The organism is Staphylococcus sp. TCBT05, from assembly GCF_055179755.1.
The window spans coordinates 287,232-307,812 of sequence record NZ_JBUQDQ010000005.1 but is presented as its reverse complement, the minus strand read 5'-3'; the positions used below and the strand labels follow the sequence as shown (position 1 = coordinate 307,812).

Below are 20,581 nucleotides of genomic sequence, written 5' to 3'. Positions count from 1 at the left end.
GATGAAAGTTATGAAAAAGAAAAACCAACAATATAATATCAAAGACGATTATATGGATTCTAGAGAAGAATTAGAAATTCATGCTTTACGTATACAAGAGCTTGAACAAAATCAAGCTAAAGGTAAGATTTTCTATGTGATTCCATTATTCGCTTTATCAACGGCTGCTATTGTAATTGCAGTATATAGCTATTTAAAGCATAAAGCATAAATATTAACGATATCAGATTACACAAAGGTTTATGACTGATAAACAAACATCATTAGTAAAAAGGCTAATCGAGAGATTAATTTCCTCGATTAGCCTTTTTTAAATTGCCGGTAGTTAGCTAGCACGTCACCTTATAATTACATTTGTATTTCTTCTTTAGCATAATAGTATGATGATTCTACTTTTGGTGCTTGGAAAATTGATAATAAAATGAACAATCCAACCTTTCCAAGAATCATTACGCAAATAATTACAATTTTAGAAATCGTAGAAAGATCGGCAGTGATACCTGTCGATAATCCAACTGTACCAAATGCTGAAACCACTTCAAATAACAATTTTATAAAGGGAATATGGGGTTCGGCAATGGTAATAATAAATGTTGCGATACCAATTGAAAACATACCTAAAACAAATATTAATATGGCATTGTTTACTTGATGTTTGAGTAAAGACCGTTTGAAAATTTGTGGATGTTCAATGCCCATCATTCGTGAATAAATGTAAACGAGAATAACTGTGAAAGTTGTCACTTTGATACCACCAGCAGAACTCATTGGTGCAGCCCCGATAAACATCAGTACGATAAACACGAGAATAGTCGGATTCGTAATCTTACTCATATCGACAGAGTTAAATCCAGCAGTACGTGTAGAGACCGACTGGAAGAATGATTTGAATAACTGTTCATGAACGCTAGAGCCTTTGAGTACATGATGATACTCTAATAACCAAAATGCAATAGTACCACCAACAATCAATGTAAATGTCGACACGAGTACAATTTTAGTGTGTAATTTTAGCTTGGTGATTTTACGAGTTTTAACAACATCTAAGATAACGATATAACCTATTCCACCGAAAATAATAAGTGCGGGTACAATGATGTTAATCATTGGATTACCACTATAGGACATAAGATTATCTGAAAACAGTGAAAATCCAGCATTATTAAATGCAGAAACGGATGTGAATAAACTGATGAAACTACCACGGGCTAAACCGTAATCTGGTATAAATACTAAATTTAACATTAAGAATCCTAAGAACTCTACGCCAAATGCAAATGCGATCATTTGGATCGTTAACTTTAATAAACTAGCATTTTTATCACTGTTCCATGTAATCATTAATAAACTACGTTCATTATATGTGATTTTTTTACGACTTAAGATCAGTACAAATATCGATAGCGTTACAATTCCTATTCCTCCGATTTGTATGAGGAGCATAATGATGGTTTCTCCTAAGGCATTAAATTGTTTCGGTACATCAACGGTAGAGAGTCCAGTTACCGTGAACGCGCTACTAGCGACAAAAAAAGCATCGATTAATGATATTGGCTTCTTACCGGTTACAGGTAAATATAACAGTAGGGAACCAATTACTGTAGTCGTTAAAAATAGTGATAAATATAAATAAGTTAATTGAGTAACATTTTTCAACTTTAATCACCTTGTTTTAATAGATATATAGGATAGTACGCCTATAATTTATTTATAGCAAGTATTATTTCAACTTTATTTTAAAATAGTATTTTCTAATGTAGCTTAATAATAAAAAACACCTTCGAGGATCATCACTGCTAAGTGAATAATCGACGAAAGTGTTGTACTGTATTGCACAATAAATAGTTTATAGATTAATTTAAACTTGTGCCGCCACCGTTTAATCCATCTTTAATATATTGATTGACTTGATTATTATATAAAAATTGAAGGTGTGTAATGCCTGGAAGACGAATATTCTTACCACCGTTTAAGTATGAAAGGTTTGCAGCAACCACACCATCTGAAAGGCTATAAATAGAAGTATATTTAATCTTATTGTCTTCTCCAGGACCATTAATTGCTTGATTTGTAGTTAAACCATTTGCACCTGCTAAAGTTACGACATTAGATACTTTAGTTTCTCCACCTAAGTTTTTGATGAAATACATTGTATTTGCGCCACCCATGCTGTGTGCGACGATATCAACTTTTTTAGCACCAGTTTTTTGTAACACACTATCGATATATCTTTTTAGTTGAGGCCCATTTGTAGAATTAGATCCTTGTTTATTGTAGAATTCCACCGCATAGAATTGATTTCGGTCCCACCCTTGAGAAGCCAAATAATTTTTAATGCCATAGAAATTTGATGCACTGCCACCAATACCGTGTACAAAGACGACAGGGTTATGCTTTGTTGTAGCTGCTTCAGTATTAGGGGTAAAGCTAGTTAACGCTGAAAATGTAAGTAAGACACTTAAAACAAAAGTTATTATTATTTTTTTCATATCCTATATCTCCTAAATCTATATTTAAGATAATAATAAAATTAAAATTAAAGAATATCAATATAATTTTTATTAAAAAATTGTTAATTATTTATAGATATAGTTTTAGAATAAAAAAAGCAGTTTAAATATTTGAATATTAAAGAATTACATTAAAAAATGGCTACGCTCATATTATAAATATAAGGTAGCCATAAATATTTGTTTTTACTGCTTATATAAGGGGAGTAATTCATACGAAAGTTATAGTTCTTTTATTAATCATAGCATTCCATTTTTAATATAGAAAAAGCACTAATAATTATGATTTAGCACCATATACACTATTTTTAATTTCAGCTTTATATATTAATCTTAACGCGATTAACATAATAATTAGAGCGGCAACTCTTTTCACATCAAAGTGAATGGTTAAGCCTTCAAACCAACCAAAATGATCAATGACCATCCCCATTGTTAACTGTCCAATAACGGCAGATATATTGGCAGATATAACACCAATTTTCGGTATGGCTACAATAGTTAAGAATAAATAACCAACACCAAACCAAACTGCAGCAAGTTGCCATTTAGGTGCGTGAAAGAATTCTAAAAAGCTACCATGCCCAAAGAATAAAGTGATAATAAATAAAATAAAGCCACCAGTAATAAATGTTAGAAATGCACTCTCTAATGTGCCAGCCTTCTTAATAAAAGAACCATTAACTGCTGATTGTGTACTTAACGTAATACCTGCAATGAGTGTACTAATTACTATAAATATTTGCATCATAAACCTCCTAATATATTAATGTTAAGGCGATTATCATTAATATAATCGCGATAATTTTTTCGATGCGCAGGGGCTTTTTCTCACTGCCGAGCAAGCCGTAATGTTCAATAATGGCGCTCATTATCATTTGACCAACTACGACACTACCCATCGCAAGTCCAACACCAATTACAGGAATTGCAAATACTAAGACGGTAAGGTAGACTACCCCAAGTAATCCTCCAGTTAGTTCCCATTTGGGTGCTCTAACGGTATAAGACAGTGACCCTTTCCCTAAAAATAATAAGGCGATTGCTAAAATGATTGAACCAACAGCAAAGTTATATAAACTACTTTCCAACTTTCCAATATGATCACCTAAAACAGCATAAATAGAACCTTCAATACTTAAAAATATACCAGCGACAATCGCGATGATATAAAAAACAAACTTCTTCATTAACTTTCCTCTTTTCTTTATTTCGCGAATTAACGAATTGTTATCGTAAAAAAAGAATCTCTATATTAAAGATCCTTTTTCATAATATTGACTAATTGATTAATATTGGCTTCATTTCTTCTATAGTATGTCCATTGACCATGTCGTTCTGATTCCAATAATCCCACTTGTTGCATCATTTTCAAATAATGAGAGACGGTTGATGGGGACATATTAGCCTTTTCCTGAATGTCACCAACACAAACGCCACCTTTTTCACTCATGTTCTTATTGAGATGAGCAGTAGGCTTATCAAAATGTTCTAGTGGGTTCTTTAGCCAAATTAAAATATCTACGCGTGTGCGGTTACTCAATACTTTAAAAACATCTACTATATTTTCCATGTGAATTATACTATTCGATAATTTTCGAAATGTCAAACATAAAATTTAATAATATAAATCAGACATTAATAATTGTAGTTACTTAGTATATTAAATCGTATCTTTGAGTTGTTGATACATATCTGAAGTAACTTGGTCTAATTCCTCTTTCGTCATTGTTAGACGTTCCTTAGACGACCCATATCCAATGTGATGTTTATCTTGAACTAAACCTTCAAAGATTTCATTGATAAAGTCTGTCGGATCTGCGCCAAATGTATGGATACCTTTACCACCTAAGTCTGTATTCACAGCTGGAGGAATGACTTCATAAACATTAGTGTTTGTTTCAGAGAGTTGATGTCTTAAACTAGTGGAAAATGAACTAACCGCTGCTTTCGTTGCAGAATAAATAGGTGCAATTGCCATCGGTGAAAAGGCTAACCCAGACGAAACATTAATAATACTAGCTTCATTATTACTTTTAGCGAAATATTGACCAAATAATATTGAAAACTGGACTGTAGCATCAAAGTTAATATCTATTTCCGTCTTTAGTGATTCCCAGTCATTTTTGGCATCTGCAGTTAAAAGGTTGAAACGATTTTGAATTCCTGCATTATTGACGATAACGTTGACATCTGGATAATGCGTCGTTACCCACTCAAACAATGCAACTCTTTCATCAGCATGTGTAACATCACATTGCTTGGTAATGATTTCAGGAAATTCAGCTTCTAATGTAGTCAGTTTTTCAGTATTACGACCACACACGATGATTTGATTGTCATTATTGTAAAATTTCTTAGAAAATTGATAACCAATGCCTGATGCGCCACCTGTAACTAAAATTGTGTTACCTTTTATATTCAATATAAACACCTCTATTTAAAAATTAAGTGTGAAAAGTATATTATGTTTAACGTTGAATTTCTAATAATCAGTTTTTATAAATTTAGCAGAATGTGTTAAGCATATTTAAATTTTATTAAAGTGTAGAGATAATCATTTATATTATGTAACGACTGAAATAAAAATATTTAATGACGGATTAATATAACTTTTTAAAAAAATGCGAATTTATGATATGTTTGCACAACGACAGGAAGTCATTATGAACAGGAGAATGGGAAAAATGAAAGTAGCTTTAGTAACAGGCGCGAGTAGTGGTATTGGTTATGAAACTGCTAAGTATTTAGCGAAAAAAGATTATATTGTTTATGCTGGATCTAGAACTGTAGAAAAAATGCAGTCCTTAAAGGCATATCATGCACATATTGTAGAATTAGATGTTACGGATCAACAACAAATTAATACAGTAGTAAATGAAATTGTAAAAAAGGAAGGTAAAATAGATGTCCTAGTGAATAGTGCAGGATATGGTTCATTAGGGGCAGTTGAAGATATTGAATTAGATGAAGCGAGAAAGCAGTTTGAGGTAAATTTATTTGGTTTATCTGAAATGATTAAGGCAGTTTTACCGACGATGCGTGCACAACGTAGTGGTACAATCGTTAATGTCTCATCAATAAGTGGTCGTTTGCCTAGCTATTTTGGGGCATGGTATAACGCCTCTAAACATGCTTTAGAAGGTTATAGCTCAAGCTTACGTTTAGAGCTTGAAGAGTTTGGTATCAAAGTTGTTGTAATTCAACCGGGAAGTATTAACACAAATTGGGGGTTAATCGCTGCGGATAACTTAACAAAAGTATCGCAAGGTAGCGCATATCAAAAGAAATCTGCAGTTATAGCAGACATGTTGCGCACGCAATTTAACTCTAACCAATTGCCACAACCATCTGTTGTAGCAAAACGTATAGTTAAGACAGTTGAGCATCAACATATACGTCAACGATTTATTGTTGGGAAATTTGCAAAATGTTTAGTTTTTGTGAACAAAATTTTACCAAGTAAATTATATAACTGGATTATTCAAAGAAGTATGTAAGTCAAAATTCATTTCAAAAGGGGGATAAATCCTTTTGTAACAGTTTTTTGAGTAAATATAAACATTAATGTAGATTTATTAATTTAAAAGATATAGTGATTTGTAGAAAATGAATATATGTTTCGCAAAACTTTTTAATATAAAAAGTACTTTGAATTATTGAAAATTCAAGATATAATAGTCAAAGCGTAGAGAAAAATTTAATATATTGAATAGTTATAAACTGTAGATATACTTTTTTCAAAGATTAACAATGATACTTAGTCTTTGATGGGAGTATATCCTTTTTATTAAAAACGTTTTCATTATTAAAAAGCAACGCCTTTTAAGCTTTATAAATACATATCGTATGCTTATGTTATATATTTTAGAGTTAACACATAATTATTATTTTTAGGACAAATAGCTATGTGCATGACTGAGGAAGTGAATTTTTAAAGGGCGCTCCTTTTTAATATTTGTGAGGAGGAAGAGTGTGAAATTTTTTAAAAAAGTTAGTTTGCCTATGCAAATAGTCATCGCTTTAATTTTAGGGGTAATTGTAGGAAGTATTCTACATGGCAACAAAGATGTTATTAATTATATTCAACCATTCGGGGATATATTTTTAAATTTAATTAAAATGATAGTTGTACCGATTGTATTTTGTTCATTAGCAATATCTATTTCAAACGTTGGTGATACAAAGACAATTGGACGTTATGGTGGTAAAACATTACTATACTTTATTTTCATGACAACTTTTGCAATCGCTTTAGGTTTAATCTTTGGGAACTTATTTAAACCTGGTAGTGGTTTGAATGCAGATTTATTACCTAAAGGTGATATTTCAAAATATGAAAGTACTGCAAAAAGTGCAGAAGGTAGTACATATGGAAACCATTTAATAGATACGGTAGTAAATATCGTTCCAACCAATATATTTGAGGCATTATCTTCAGGTGAGTTATTGCCAATTATCTTTTTCTCTGTGTTCTTTGGTCTTGCTTTGGCAGCAATTGGCGAAAAAGCGAAACCAGTTAAAGACTTTTTAGGTGGCGCATTAGAAGCTGTATTCTGGATGATTGGTAAGGTCTTATTATTAGCACCAATCGCTGTTTTTGCTTTTATTAGTACAACGATTATTACTTTTGGTATTTCAGCGTTAATACCATTATTTAAATTATGTTTAACAGTTGTTATTGCGATGTTCTTCTTTATCTTCATCGTACTGGGCATCGTATCACGTTTATGTGGTGTAAAGATTGTCAGTATCATGAAATTATTGAAAAACGAGCTAATGCTTGCATTTTCTACGGCAAGTTCAGAAGCGGTATTGCCAACTGTTATGAGAAAAATGGAACGCTTTGGTGTACCGAGAGATATTGCATCTTTCGTATTACCAACGGGTTACTCATTCAACCTTGATGGTGCAGCTATGTACCAATCTATTGCAGCATTATTCGTTGCACAACTCTACGGCGTACATTTAAGTATTGGCGAACAAATTATCTTAATGATTACTTTGATGTTAACTTCAAAAGGTATGGCAGGTGTGCCTGGTGCCTCTATCGTAGTATTGTTAACAACATTAGGATCAGTCGGATTAAATCCACAAGGACTTGCATTAATTATTGGTGTGGACAGAATCTTAGAAATGTTGAGAACATGTGTTAACGTATTAGGTAACTCAGTGGCAAGTGTTGTAATTGCAAAATCAGAAGGCGTATATGATAAAAAACGAGGAGAAGAATATTTGAAAGGCCAGGCTTAGTTTGGTTAAGTAAATTTACTGCAACCAGCAGAATATATTATCGATAAAAAGGTAGTTTCCTAAAATATAGGAAGCTACCTTTTTGTATATAGTAATGTTGATGATGAGATAGATAAGACGAACTTTAATTCATAAATACTAGAGGAGAAAGAGAAATAAACAACCATTACTTTTTTTAATTTAAATAATTACAAAACAATCTATTGTTTGAAAACGTTTTTTTACTACGTTAATATATTTTTTAACAATTTTATATCATAAAAAATATAATTTCGCTGATAATTTGCTACGTTAGTTGATTCAATTAAAAATAGACGAGCGATTAACTGGCACCAGTGATATGTATATTTATGTTATTAAATTCAAACTTAACGTAGAAAGGTTGCATGAAATGAGCGAAACTTATCGTATACACAGGATAAAAGAAAATTGGGGTATTATCATAGCAATTATATTTATTGCTTCTACTTTACGTGCACCATTAACCTCTGTAGGTCCAGTGGTTAGTGAAATAACTAAAGTGTTGCAAGTAAGTGATAGCGTGGCAGGATCATTAATTACAATCCCTTTGCTAATATTTGCTATAGTATCACCATTAGTATCAAAGGTTACAGCTCATTTGAGCGTATCCAGGACAATTTTACTATCTACTTTATTATTAAGTGTTGCACTCATTATTCGAGTGATTGGCGACATTAACATTTTTTTATTAGGAACCGTACTTTTAGGCATTGGTATTGCCTTTGGTAATGTCTTGTTGCCAAGCTTTGTTAAATGGTACTTTCCTACACAAATCGGAGTTGCCACGGGTATATATAGTGCCACTATGCATTTTACTGCCGGAATTGGTGGTGGTTTGAGCTTCCCTTTATCAACCATTTCACCACTAAGTTTTAGAATCTCACTTTCTGTTTGGTTTATATTAGCGATTATTGCTATTATCCTATGGCTGCCCAAAGCCGTACATGTCTTCCACTTAGAAAAAGCTACGAAACAACAAAATCGAACGACTACTCATTGTAATAAAAATGTCTTTAAATCAAAGTTATCATGGATGATCGCCATCACTATGGGCTTCCAATCAATGATTGTATACACAGTTGTTGCATGGGTACCTTCTATCTTAATGGACAGAGGTATTGATCCGTCGACTGCAGGTTATTTATTTATGATAAATCAATTTGCACAAGTACCTATGACATTTACCTTCCCTATCATTGCAGACAAATTGAAAGATCAGCGTATTTTAGTTTTTATCGTTTCATTCCTATTTTTAATCGGATTTAGTCTGCTATTTAGTCATACGTTTATATTACTAGTTATTGGTGTTATCATATCCGGTTTGGCAATGGGGGCATGCTTTAGTTTATGTATGACATTCTTTTCAATAAGAGCTCGTACAAGCGATGGTAGCGTGTCTTTATCAGGGTTTGGTCAATCATTAGGTTACTTTATTGGTGCTATGGGACCTATTTGTGTAGGATTTACTTATGATGCAAGTGGCGGTTGGCAAATAGGTATTATCTCATTAATAGTGATGTCACTTCTGTTTGCAGTATTTGGTTACTTCGCTGCTGAAAATAAAGTAATCGAAGATGAATAGTTGGTCTAATAATGATTTATTTTGAGAGGAGTGTTTGGCACATTACTAAAATTAAAGTACACCATTATGATGCATTCAGTAATACACCAAATAAAGGTAATCCTGCAGGGGTAGTCCTAAATGCCGATGGTTTGTCTGAACAAACAATGCAAGATATCGCACAACAAGTAGGATTTAATGAAACCGCATTTGCACTAAGTTCTGATTCTGCTGATATTAAAATACGGTACTTTACACCTGGACAAGAAATGAATTTATGTGGTCATGCTACTATGGCAACATTATATGCTTTAAAATCAGTTGGACAATTACCAGACAAAAAAGATTTCCGCATTGAAACCAAAGCAGGAATATTAGCTGTTCAATTAGAAGTTGATGCTACACAGCATATCAATATTACAATGCAACAAACTGTTCCAGAATTTAAATTATTCACTGGTTCAAACGCAGATTTAGCGACTGCACTAAATATAACTGAGGCAGACATTGTTGATGATTTACCTATTGTATACGGTAGTACAGGCTTGTGGACGCTCATCGTTCCTGTCAAGTCATTAGCTGTGATGCAACAAATGAAACCTCAAACTGCTAAATTTCCAGATATTGTAACAGAAATGCCAAAAGTATCAATTCATCCCTTATGCTTTGAAACTTATGATGCAGAGGCAGATATGCATGGTAGACACTTTTCATCTCCGTATTCTGGAACTGTGGAAGATCCAGTTACTGGAACAGCTTCTGGCGTGATGGGAGCATATTATGCAGAATTTGTTGACCATGAGCCTCAAGACACCTATCAGTTTGTGGTCGAACAAGGGCAAGAAATAGAAAGAGATGGTAGGGTTATTGTCAGTGTAACAAGAGATGAAAAGAATTATAATGTTCAAATTACTGGAACAGCAGTGTATGTTAATACTATGGAAATTACCTTGAATTAGTACATAGGTTGATAACGCAGAAAATTTTGATAGGCAGATTATTGTGGACAAGTTAAAATAAAAACGCCAATTGCTATTTTAAATAGATTGGCGTTTTTATATAATAAGTGATATTTATGTTTCAAATTTATTGTTTATTAAATATCTGTATAACTTTTAATTTCAAAGTCGGAGAGTAGATCATCATAGTCAAGGACGTATTGTGAACGAATTGTATTTCCTGATTTATCTTTTTTCTCAGTTTCAATCGTTACGGTGTCTCCATTTTTACTGTACTTGGTTACTTTAGGATCTGAATATTCAACATCATCTCCAGATTCAACTCTGTCTTCTATATGATCAGCTGCTTTAGAATCACTCTTAAAGTAACTAGATACATAAGAAAATTCTTCTTCCTCATATGCTTCATTTAAAGCGTCTGTATAATCTTCCATAAAGGTTTGAACATCTTCTTTTATGTCGGCATTCTTTTGATGTTTTTCAATTTGATCTTTATTAAACTTCAATTTAACAGGCACTGTTTTTTTACCTTTTTCTAATGCAGGTGCTTCTACGGAGTTTGTTTTAAATGTTTTGCCATCAACTGTTGTTTGTGCAAAGACATTTAATTTAGCATCTGGTTTATAGGGGCCATAAAGATAATCATCATATGCATCATAAGTTGATACTTTCTTGTTGTTTACATATAAGTATATTTTTGAACTATCATTTATTGCATCATCATTGATATTAATATCTAAATATTTTTCGTTGAAATCTTCACTTACAGTATCATCATCAGACATTTTAATAACAATATAGCCATCAAATGTATCTTTGCCTATCGTTTTCTTTGCTTTAAGTTTATAATCACCGATTGGTAGTGTGGCAAAAACCTTTTCTTCATCTTGCGATAATTTGATTTTATGGTCTTTGTTATTATATTTGTATTCGATTGTACTGTTGCTATCAGGGTCGATTTTCACACTTTGTTTACCAACAGTGAAGTCATAGTTATTGAAAATTCCATACTTCTTACCATTTTTTCTTATGTTAATAATTTCAGTATCATTTGCACTTACTGAAGCAATACCAGTTTTGTTTTCTTTCATGCTTTTAACATTACTTTCAATTTCATTTGCAATTCGATCTGGACTATCTGTTTCTTCAATATATTTGTATAGTGCTTTAGATTCTGTTTTATTTAAATTTCTTCCATTAAATTCTAAATCTTTTGCTAAGTTGTTAGTGTTACCCTTTTTTAAATCCTGAGCAACTGCTTTCGCTTGGTTTGTTGGAGATAATGTTGATTCAATAATTTTAAATAATACGAAAAACAAAATTAATATAATAACGATTACACCAACAATGATTAAAGTTTTTTTATTACTTTTATTGCTTTTGTTAATTTGCTTATTATCTTCTAAAGATTTTCCACAATTGGTACAGTTTTTTTGGTGGTCTTTTACTTTTGCGCCACAGTTTCTACAATAATTCATCTGTTTAAACTCCTAAATATGATTGGAAAAGATCTATTGTACTTGAAATACTACTTTCAACTATTATTCTTATAATAATTGCGATGATAATAAAATAAATTAAAATTCCATATACGACAGGAATACGTAAGTTACTTGATGAACTGTATTTAGCGAATAAATAAATTGGAGAAATAATAAATAGTAATAAACTGACAATAATTAAGAAAATAGCAAAGCTAGGTACTTGTATTAACAGGAAAATTGCACCGATAAAAAATAACAATGTAGCATATGTATTAAATGCAATGAAATCAGATAAAGTTTTATGGATGGTTGTTTTAATATTTAAAATTTTATTAATACCAACCGTAATTGCAAAGAGAACTACTAATGCGATAATTACAAAGAAGAATATTTTTGCAACGATAGATCCTTTTGAAATACCAAGATAACTTATCTCAGTAGGGATTAAGATAGAAGTGAAAATAAGCAATAAAATTAAGCCAATACCTAAAAGGGTTGCTATAAATTTATATGAGAAGGTCCTCGTACTTTCAATTTCTGAATCTAATTTTGTAAATACAGATTGGAAAAACCGCTTACCCTCAGCAAAAATATTACTTGAATACTGAGTAACATTTTGCTTAAATATCTCTACTCTTTCGTTGTTATTATTTGATGATTCAGGGGATTGAGAATTGGTTTGTAGTTGATTACCACATTCTCCACAAAAACGATCATTTTTACTTACTAATGAGCCGCAATTTGAGCAATGCATTGTAAACACTCCTTATTTTTAAGTTTATTTAAAGTTTACCATATTTTTTTGTAAAATTTTATAGAATTTTTAGAAAATACAATCAATTTACTAGTATTAAAATTAAAATGTTATGTTGCGGCATATGTTTTTTTATTTGAAACAAAATGAGTACACTGCAAATTGACAAAATCTAAGTAAAAAGCCATTGTTGTTTTCTTTTATTACAAAAGTGGTATAGATAACTTAATTTGAAATTATAAATTACATAAAGTATTAATTTCTTTGTGTATTTAAAAATTAGTTAAATATACTTGGTGCTTGGAGAGAGAACATGAAATTTATCAGCAATTATTGGCAATACCTTACTGTGTTCGTTGTGGTTATACTTAGTTTATATATGGTTTTTTGGGGTTATCAACGTTTAGATGGACTGCAAATGATATTGATGTTTAGCATAATTGCGTTAGCTATACATCAATTTGAAGAATTTGTTTATCCTGGCGGGGCACCTATTGTAGTTAATAAAGCAAGTTTCAGAGAAGAAGTTGATTTTAGCCATTACCCAGGAAATACTTTGTCGACATTTGTCGTCAATATGAGTGTATATGTTCTTTATATATGCGCTTTAATATTTCCTCAACTTATTTGGTTAGGATTAGCGACTATGATATTTAATTTAATGCAGTTTTTTGGACATGGTTATTCAATAAATAGGGCACTAGGCACTTGGTATAATCCTGGGCTTGTGTCTAGTGTGGTATTCTTTTTACCAATAAGTATTTATTATGTCTATTACGTTCATCATTTTCATCTAGTCAATTTTGTTACATGGATTTTAGCGATTTTAGTCTATTTCATAGCGGTCTTTTTAACTATTACTTTGCCATTTGAGAAGTTGAAAAGTAGAAAGTCGCAATATGTCATTTCTGACTGGCAACATGAACGGTATAATAAAGTATTGGAATTTGCTAAATTTAAAAAAGGATAAAGTAAAGGCCCCTAATCTCTAGATAAAGAGTTAGGGGCATATTTATTAGAAATTATCTAATGGTTTAAACATGGAAACAATGGTTAACGGATGTGAGGTATCTTTATAGATTTGTTCTTGCTTATAAATATGGTAACCACTTTGTTTATAGAGATTAATGTTTTTCCAAATGTTAGCACGAACTTTACATTTAATTTTAGAAATTTGATGCTTCATACAGTAATCTTCTAAATGATTTAATAAAGATTTTGCAACTCCTTGTCTTTGATAAATAGGGAGTACAGAAAGGCGATAGAAATATAATTCTGTTTCTTCTATTTGAAAGCGTAACATACCGATTGCTTTGTCATCTTGATATGCTATTAAGGCACATTCCCCTTTATTAAATGCATTTTTTATTGTATTTATGGTCTCCTTTAATGCACTTGATGGTACGTTATCATATTGATACTCAGAAAAGGATTGTAGCATTATTTCATGAATAGTCCTGACATCCGACTCTGAGTTTGTTGCAGATATGTTCAAATAATCACCTTCATTATTAAGATTTTCAACTAGTATAGTTGAAACTATTTAATTCGTAAATTATTCGGCAAAGGCCTCTAATCTCTAGATAAAGAGTTAGGGGCTTATTTAGATGTGAAAAAGCCAACGATTGAAGTACGTCACTCAATCGTTGGCTAATGATATAAAAATTATTTTGTCGGTATTGCGATTTCTTTTAATGCATTTTCTTGAACGGCTTTGGCTACTTCTGAGATAACGCGAGGATCTAAGGCATTTGGAATAACGAACTCGGGGTTTAGTTCATCTTCCGTGATGACACTGGCGATTGCTGTCGCTGCAGCAACTTTTGTATTCATTGAGATATATTTAGTTTTTGCATCTAAAATTCCTCTGAATATGCCAGGGAATGCAAGTAGATTGTTAATTTGGTTAGCGAAATCAGAGCGACCGGTACCTACTACTGCAGCACCTGCAGCTAATGCTTCTTCTGGGTAGATTTCAGGTACTGGATTCGCTAGTGCAAAGATGATAGGTTGGTCATTCATAGATTTAATATGTGCTTGGGTAAGCACTTTTGGAGCAGATACACCGATAAATACATCGGCACCATCAATGACTTGAGTTAAGTTACCACGCTGATGTGTACGATTAGTGCGCTGTGCAATGTCTTGTTGCGCAGTGTTCATCCAAGTTTCACCTTCACAAACTACACCTTCTAGACTGACAAGTGTTATATCTGTATAACCAGCTTCGAGCAGTAATTTAGCAATTGCAATACCAGCTGAACCGGCACCATTAATGATTATTTTAATGTCATAGTGTTCCTTTTCAACTACTTTAATAGCATTAATTAATGCGGCTAAGACAACGATGGCTGTACCGTGTTGATCGTCATGGAATACAGGAATATCTAGTTCTTCGATGAGCCTTTTTTCAATTTCAAAGCAACGTGGTGCGGAAATATCTTCTAAATTGATTCCAGCAAAGTTAGGTTGTAATGCTTTGACAATTGAGATAATCTCTTCAGTGTCTTTAGTATCCAGCGAAATAGGGAAAGCATCAACACCTGCTAATTGCTTGAATAGAATACTTTTACCTTCCATAACTGGAATAGCAGCCTTAGGTCCAATGTCTCCTAAACCAAGAACAGCTGTACCATCGGTGATGACACCGATCATATTACCGCGAGATGTAAGCGTGTTTGCCTTCGTTTCATCATTTGCGATAGCTGTACATACTTGTGAAACACCAGGTGTATAAACGACACTTCAATCTTCTTCTGAAGAGACATCAACTTTACTATTGATTGTGATTTTACCTGCATGTTGTTCGTGAAATTTAACTGGGTCTAACTTTTCTTCTTCTACTGACATTATTATTACTCCTTAATCCTTATTTAGTCTTTTATATTCATTGTGCTGTGTTAACTGAATAACTTTAATAATAAAGTGGCTAATATGACTGTTGATACGCCACCAATTCTTGTAGCGACTTGTGCGAAAGGCATTAACGCCATACGTTTAGAGGCAGATAGAATAGCTACATCTCCAGTTCCACCTAAACCACTATGACAACCTGTAACAATAGCTGCATCGACTGGGTACATTTTCATAAGTTTTCCTACGAAATAACCTGAAGCAATCATCGTTAATACAACAGATGCACAGATAACGACATAGGCTGGTGTTACGATTTTAACGACATCACCTAGTGGAATATATAACATCCCTAAACCAACCATGAGTGGCCATGTTAAGCTAGTTGAGATAAATTTATATAAATGGTGTGCGCCTTCTTCCATTTTATTAGGCATCCAGCTTAAGCATTTAATGAATGTTGCAAATAAAATCATAATAACTGGTCCAGGAATACCAATAAATTTATGTCCAAGTGTACCTACAATAAAGAATGTACATGCGATTAATAAGCCAGCTCCCATTAGTGAAAAATCTACAGGTTTATCGCTCGCATCTTTTTCTTGTAATAAATCATCACCTTTATCTGCTTTTACTAGTGAACCATTACCAGATAGGTGTGTTTTCTTTTCACCTAAGCGCATCATTAAACCAGCACAAACTACTGCAAGTATATTACCGATAACGGCTGCCGGAATCATTTGTCCTACAAATGTTTCTGCGGATTGGCCTAAGATAGATGAGTAAGCGATGGATAGTGGTAAGATACCTTCACCAATTCCACCACCAATGATTGGTACAATGATAAAGAATAATGTATGTTTAACATCATATCCAAATAAAAGACCAACCAAGATACCCATACCTACAGCGGATAGTGTGCCGACAACTAATGGCACAAACATACGTGTAAAGCCTTGAATCAATACTTTTCCATTCATGCCTAAGATACTACCAACGACTAAGCAAGAAATGTAGAAATATAGGAAGTTGGAAGTTTTCATTAATGTTGTTACAGCTTTCATTGATGCCGGGTTAATCAAGTTTAAAAATACTAAAATGGACGGTATGAGTAATGCCAAAATTGCAGGACCGCCAATGTCCTTTAATATGGGTATACGGTTACCTAAGTCACCTAATAAAATACCTAAGATCATGATGACTGCGAATCCGCCAATCATATCTGGTGGCAATGTATTGTAAACTGATGCAGCAAAGATAATGGCTGCCAATGTAACATAGAGTGGTAAAGGAACGACGCCAATCTTTATCTGCATGAGCTTAGCCCAAATCCCCTTTGACTTACCTTCTTGAACGTCATATTTCGCCTGTTCTTCGCCATCAACAGTAAGCGCTTTCATTTCGCTTTTTGAAATCATATTAATCCCCCTTAATTATCATATGCATATCATAGGATTAAATAAGGGAATTGCACAGTTTATGAAAGTTTAATAATCTTTTTGTAATTAAAAAAAGAGCAACAATACCTTACATTTGTACACAACTGATAAAGGTGCTGTATAGTCTGCAAGGGTACTGCTGCTTTTAATTATGGTTAATAAAAATTTAACCCATACGGTATATATTCGAATATCTTAATTTAAATAGGGCGTTAAATAATGTAGATTATCTTGCCTGAATTTATATTGATATACGGGACGACCAATGCCGTATGTTAGTGATTCTTCTAACACATTAATATCTGCAAGGAATTTCAGATATTTTCTAACTGAAACTCTAGAAACATCTGCAATTTCTGCTATTTCATCTGTTGAAAAGGTTTGTTTGCCAGAGTGGTTTACCTTATCGATAATAGCTTGCAGTGTACCTTTTGTTAAACCTTTAGGTAAGGTAGCTGTTCCATCGCTTTTTGTTTCAGATTTATTAAATAATCTACTGTCTAACGTTGATTGGTCAAAGTTTTGATTTTCATTGAAAAATTGGTGCTTGTGTTTATATTGTAATAACGACTGTTTAAAGCGCTCAAATTCAAATGGTTTTATGAGATAATCGATTGCACCATAACGCATTGCTGTTTGTATTTTATCTGCATCAGAAGCGGCAGTTATTAAAATTGCGTCTATCTTATAGTGATGTTCTCTTATATAAGTTAATAATGTTAGACCGTTTTCGTCTGGCATATAGACATCTAATAATACTAAGTCGATGGGTTGAGTTTCGATGACTGAAGTAGCGTCTTTTACATTATGTGTAATGTCGACTAAATCGTATCCTTCAACTTTTTCTATAAATTGTTTGTTTAGTTGAGCTACCATTGGATCGTCTTCCACTATAAGTACTCGTATCATTATTGATTCCTCTTTTCTGCATATGGCACTACTACTGTAAAGTGTGTATTTCCTCGAGTATTTGTCTGGAGGGTGATTTGGCCTTCAAGGTTGTCGATACTTTGTTTAACAAGGTACAATCCATACCCCCTATGATCTCCTTTGGTAGAATAGCCTTTTTTGAAAATATCTGCCTCAGATGATTCAGATAAACCATGACCTGAATCGATCACATCTATTGTTAATATATCATTATTATATTGTAAATAAACTTCGATCGATTTGTGCTTAAGTTCAGCAGTAGTTAAGGCTTCTAGACTGTTGTCAATCAGATTTCCAATAATTGTAATCGTATCGTGTGTTAAATATGAATGTTGTGGTTCTGGAATGACGGTTTGATTGATGATTTCAAGTTCAATATTATGTTCTCTTGCAAGGCTTAATTTTCCGATTAAAAAACCAGCCAAGGCTGCATCTTTGATATTGACTGCGATATTCTCATTTTCTTGGGTACCGTGTTCAACTATTTCATAAATATATTGCTTTAAGTCATTATAATTTTCCATTTGAATCATGCCTAAGATAACATGTAGGCGATTGCTAAATTCGTGTGACTGTGCGCGCAAAGTTTCTGCATAAGTCTTTACACCAACTAATTGCTCAGATAATTGGCTGATTTCTGTTTTGTCTCTAAATGTTGAAATTGCACCGACAATTTCGTTATTCACATAGAGTGGTACACGATTTACTAATATTTTAATGCCATTGATATTTTGTTCTTCATCGACTTCTGGACGACCATTTTCTAATACTTTCGGAAGTTGGGTAGACTGCATATAGTCATTAATTTTGACGCCAATCGCTTTGTCTGGAAGACCTGCCTTACGGAAAATATCTTTCGCTGAACGATTAACTAAATTAATCTTACCTTCGTGGTCAACAGCCACAATACCTTCGTGCACAGATTGTAGCATTGTATTACGTTCTTCTAGTAATTTAGCTATAGCAGAAGGTTCTAAACCGAGCAGTGTTTTTTTAATATAACGAGATACTAGAAAGGCACCTATAATACCTACCAAGATACCTAATACCGTACCGATTAAAATTTTCTTATTTCCATCGGCAAATGCCTCATTAACGTGTTTCATTGGTACACCAACAGCGACGACACCAATCTGCTTGTCATGACTGTCGTATATAGGAGTAAATGAACGTAATGATTTACCGAGCGTTCCTTCTGAAATCGAAGACGTACTGTGACCGTGTAAAGCTTTAGTCTCATCGCCACCTTGGAATCGCTCACCGATTAGTTTTGGATTCGGGTGTGATTTACGGATACCATGCATATCCATAACTACAATAAATTGGACACCTGTAGCCTTTTGTATTTCAGAAGTATATTTTTGAATCGAAGGTGTGTCTTGTTTATTTTTTAAACCAGTCTTGACGATATCTGATTGTGCAACGGTGCGTGAAATAACTTCAGATTTTTCTTCGGCTGTTTTATGCACAGCATTTCGTACCGTATTGCTGATTAGTAGACTGGTGATTAACAGTGAAAAGATTACTACTAAACAGACGTATATAATGATGATTGTGCTAAGTTTAAGTTGTCGTTTTTGCAAAATAATTCCCATCCTAACCATGTTTAAACAATATATAAGTCAAATCGCATCAGTTCTTAAAAATTTGATTTATTACATAAATTGTTACTAAATATATACTTATTTCTTCTAAATAAGAATATCTCAAAATTATAATTTTACAACCTTTAAATGGGAAATTAAGATATTTAAGGGTTTGAAATACTACAATAGAAACGAGTTAATTAAACTAAAAGAGATTGTCACTATAAAGGTTAGTTTTTTATTATCATTGAAAAATCAGTTAAAATAAAAATAATACAATGCAGTTATTGTGATAGTGTAGTGATGTTATTTTGTGAGAGAAAAATGGTTTTCTCAAACATTGAATAGAATCTGTGAAAGATTGAGGAGATAAATAATGAGTGTATCAGAGGCGATATTTACAACAGGCGAATTTGCAACATTATGTGGAGTGAAAAAGCAAACGCTGTTCCATTATGATGAAATCGGTATTTTACAACCAGAGTATAGAAATGACAAAGGCTATCGCTATTATTCCTTAAAGCAGCTTGAAATATTTAGTGTGATTGAGATATTAAAGGACTTACAGCTATCGTTGACTGAAATCAAGACATTTTTAGATGATAGGTCAGTTACAGAAACGATTAAGTTGTTAGAGCATAAAGCGCATGAAATCGACCGACAGATAAAGGAGATGGAGCAACTTAAATTATCAATTCAAAATCGTAGACAGCATTTAATAGAATCTAATGAAGCGGATTTCACGAATATCGAAATCGTTACACTGCCTGAAAGTTATTATTTGCTTAGCGAAAGTGTTACAGGCAACTCGATGAAGGAGACATCTCATGCTTTAATGCGCTTTATTCGAGACAATCGGTTAGACTTCGGCCACCCTATCGGCGCACTGCTCTCTCAAGACCATATTATGAATGGGATTTATGATGACTATCAATATTTCTATATTAAGATAGATTATGGTATTAATCAGGCGCATCATATGCGGGCAGCAGGTCAGTTCGTTGTTGCCTATCATGAAGGTCACGATGATACGATATATAAGACACATAAGAGAATTAAGGCATTTTTAAAGCTGAAGGGTTATCAAATTGATGGTGATAGTTACGAAGAGTATGTTGTAGATGAGGTAAGTACAGACGGACCGGATAAATATGTCACAAAAATATGTATACCAGTAAAACAGAATGATTCATTTGAAAGGACATTATTGTAGTAGTTGTAAAAAAATAAA

The 20,581-nt window shown here is 32.9% G+C and carries 19 protein-coding genes and 1 pseudogene; 7 read left to right on the top strand and 13 right to left on the bottom strand.

Translation table 11 applies throughout. The features are described 5' to 3' along the window. The first annotated feature begins 10 nt into the window (after positions 1–10). Complete coding sequence (locus ACY191_RS01375) at positions 11–211, top strand: hypothetical protein (protein ID WP_042737781.1); 201 nt, start codon at positions 11–13, stop codon at positions 209–211. A 137-nt stretch (positions 212–348) separates the two neighbouring features. Here ACY191_RS01375 and ACY191_RS01370 read toward each other — a convergent pair whose 3' ends face one another. From ACY191_RS01370 to ACY191_RS01345, 6 genes are all read right to left on the bottom strand, one after another. Beyond that, on the bottom strand, positions 349–1,656 hold the full coding sequence (locus tag ACY191_RS01370; RefSeq protein WP_042737780.1) for a TrkH family potassium uptake protein: 1,308 nt from the start codon (positions 1,654–1,656) through the stop codon (positions 349–351). A 197-nt stretch (positions 1,657–1,853) separates the two neighbouring features. Beyond that, positions 1,854–2,489, bottom strand: a complete 636-nt coding sequence (locus ACY191_RS01365; protein ID WP_042737779.1) for an esterase/lipase family protein — start codon at positions 2,487–2,489, stop codon at positions 1,854–1,856. A gap of 301 nt (positions 2,490–2,790) precedes the next feature. Beyond that, positions 2,791–3,258, bottom strand: a complete 468-nt coding sequence (locus tag ACY191_RS01360) for a DMT family transporter (protein ID WP_463269847.1) — start codon at positions 3,256–3,258, stop codon at positions 2,791–2,793. A 10-nt stretch (positions 3,259–3,268) separates the two neighbouring features. Further along, positions 3,269–3,700, bottom strand: a complete 432-nt coding sequence (locus ACY191_RS01355; protein ID WP_042737777.1) for a DMT family transporter — start codon at positions 3,698–3,700, stop codon at positions 3,269–3,271. A gap of 65 nt (positions 3,701–3,765) precedes the next feature. Then, positions 3,766–4,083, bottom strand: coding sequence for an ArsR/SmtB family transcription factor (locus ACY191_RS01350; protein WP_042737776.1), 318 nt, complete (start codon positions 4,081–4,083; stop codon positions 3,766–3,768). Between the two features lie 90 nt (positions 4,084–4,173). Beyond that, positions 4,174–4,935 (bottom strand): SDR family oxidoreductase, encoded by a 762-nt coding sequence (locus tag ACY191_RS01345; protein ID WP_042737775.1) that lies wholly within the window; start codon positions 4,933–4,935, stop codon positions 4,174–4,176. Positions 4,936–5,197: 262 nt separating this feature from the next. On the opposite strand from ACY191_RS01345, the gene ACY191_RS01340 reads away from it, so the two are divergent. From ACY191_RS01340 to ACY191_RS01325, 4 genes are all read left to right on the top strand, one after another. Beyond that, positions 5,198–6,010, top strand: coding sequence for an oxidoreductase (locus tag ACY191_RS01340; RefSeq protein WP_052495391.1), 813 nt, complete (start codon positions 5,198–5,200; stop codon positions 6,008–6,010). A 505-nt stretch (positions 6,011–6,515) separates the two neighbouring features. Further along, positions 6,516–7,763, top strand: coding sequence for a dicarboxylate/amino acid:cation symporter (locus ACY191_RS01335; protein WP_042737924.1), 1,248 nt, complete (start codon positions 6,516–6,518; stop codon positions 7,761–7,763). Positions 7,764–8,154: 391 nt separating this feature from the next. Then, complete coding sequence (locus ACY191_RS01330) at positions 8,155–9,366, top strand: CynX/NimT family MFS transporter (RefSeq protein WP_042737773.1); 1,212 nt, start codon at positions 8,155–8,157, stop codon at positions 9,364–9,366. Between the two features lie 41 nt (positions 9,367–9,407). After that, positions 9,408–10,304, top strand: coding sequence for a PhzF family phenazine biosynthesis protein (locus ACY191_RS01325; RefSeq protein WP_119199052.1), 897 nt, complete (start codon positions 9,408–9,410; stop codon positions 10,302–10,304). Between the two features lie 137 nt (positions 10,305–10,441). Here ACY191_RS01325 and ACY191_RS01320 read toward each other — a convergent pair whose 3' ends face one another. Both ACY191_RS01320 and ACY191_RS01315 read right to left on the bottom strand, forming a co-directional pair. Continuing rightward, positions 10,442–11,782, bottom strand: coding sequence for a TcaA NTF2-like domain-containing protein (locus ACY191_RS01320; protein ID WP_229366755.1), 1,341 nt, complete (start codon positions 11,780–11,782; stop codon positions 10,442–10,444). Between the two features lie 4 nt (positions 11,783–11,786). Continuing rightward, positions 11,787–12,542, bottom strand: coding sequence for a zinc ribbon domain-containing protein (locus tag ACY191_RS01315; protein ID WP_042737771.1), 756 nt, complete (start codon positions 12,540–12,542; stop codon positions 11,787–11,789). Positions 12,543–12,855: 313 nt separating this feature from the next. On the opposite strand from ACY191_RS01315, the gene ACY191_RS01310 reads away from it, so the two are divergent. Beyond that, entirely contained in the window at positions 12,856–13,512 is a 657-nt protein-coding gene (locus tag ACY191_RS01310; protein WP_042737770.1) for an HXXEE domain-containing protein, read from the top strand. A gap of 45 nt (positions 13,513–13,557) precedes the next feature. On the opposite strand, the gene ACY191_RS01305 is transcribed toward ACY191_RS01310, so the two are convergent. The 5 genes and pseudogenes from ACY191_RS01305 to dcuS all read right to left on the bottom strand — a co-directional run bounded on the left by ACY191_RS01305 (position 13,558) and on the right by dcuS (position 19,347). Beyond that, on the bottom strand, positions 13,558–14,037 hold the full coding sequence (locus ACY191_RS01305) for a GNAT family N-acetyltransferase (protein WP_119472638.1): 480 nt from the start codon (positions 14,035–14,037) through the stop codon (positions 13,558–13,560). A gap of 170 nt (positions 14,038–14,207) precedes the next feature. Continuing rightward, positions 14,208–15,392: pseudogene (locus ACY191_RS01300) on the bottom strand (NAD(P)-dependent malic enzyme). A gap of 50 nt (positions 15,393–15,442) precedes the next feature. Next, complete coding sequence (locus tag ACY191_RS01295; protein ID WP_042737768.1) at positions 15,443–16,813, bottom strand: 2-hydroxycarboxylate transporter family protein; 1,371 nt, start codon at positions 16,811–16,813, stop codon at positions 15,443–15,445. Between the two features lie 216 nt (positions 16,814–17,029). Next, on the bottom strand, positions 17,030–17,743 hold the full coding sequence (locus ACY191_RS01290) for a response regulator (RefSeq protein WP_229366756.1): 714 nt from the start codon (positions 17,741–17,743) through the stop codon (positions 17,030–17,032). Further along, a complete protein-coding gene (gene dcuS, locus ACY191_RS01285) occupies positions 17,743–19,347 on the bottom strand; it encodes a DcuS/MalK family sensor histidine kinase (RefSeq protein ID WP_229366757.1) in 1,605 nt (534 codons plus the stop codon). Before dcuS ends, ACY191_RS01290 begins: the two co-directional genes overlap by 1 nt. Positions 19,348–19,726: 379 nt before the next feature. On the opposite strand from dcuS, the gene ACY191_RS01280 reads away from it, so the two are divergent. Beyond that, positions 19,727–20,563 carry a MerR family transcriptional regulator gene (locus ACY191_RS01280; protein ID WP_229366758.1) on the top strand — a complete coding sequence of 279 codons (837 nt, stop codon included), beginning with the start codon at positions 19,727–19,729 and terminating at the stop codon, positions 20,561–20,563. Positions 20,564–20,581 lie beyond the last annotated feature (18 nt).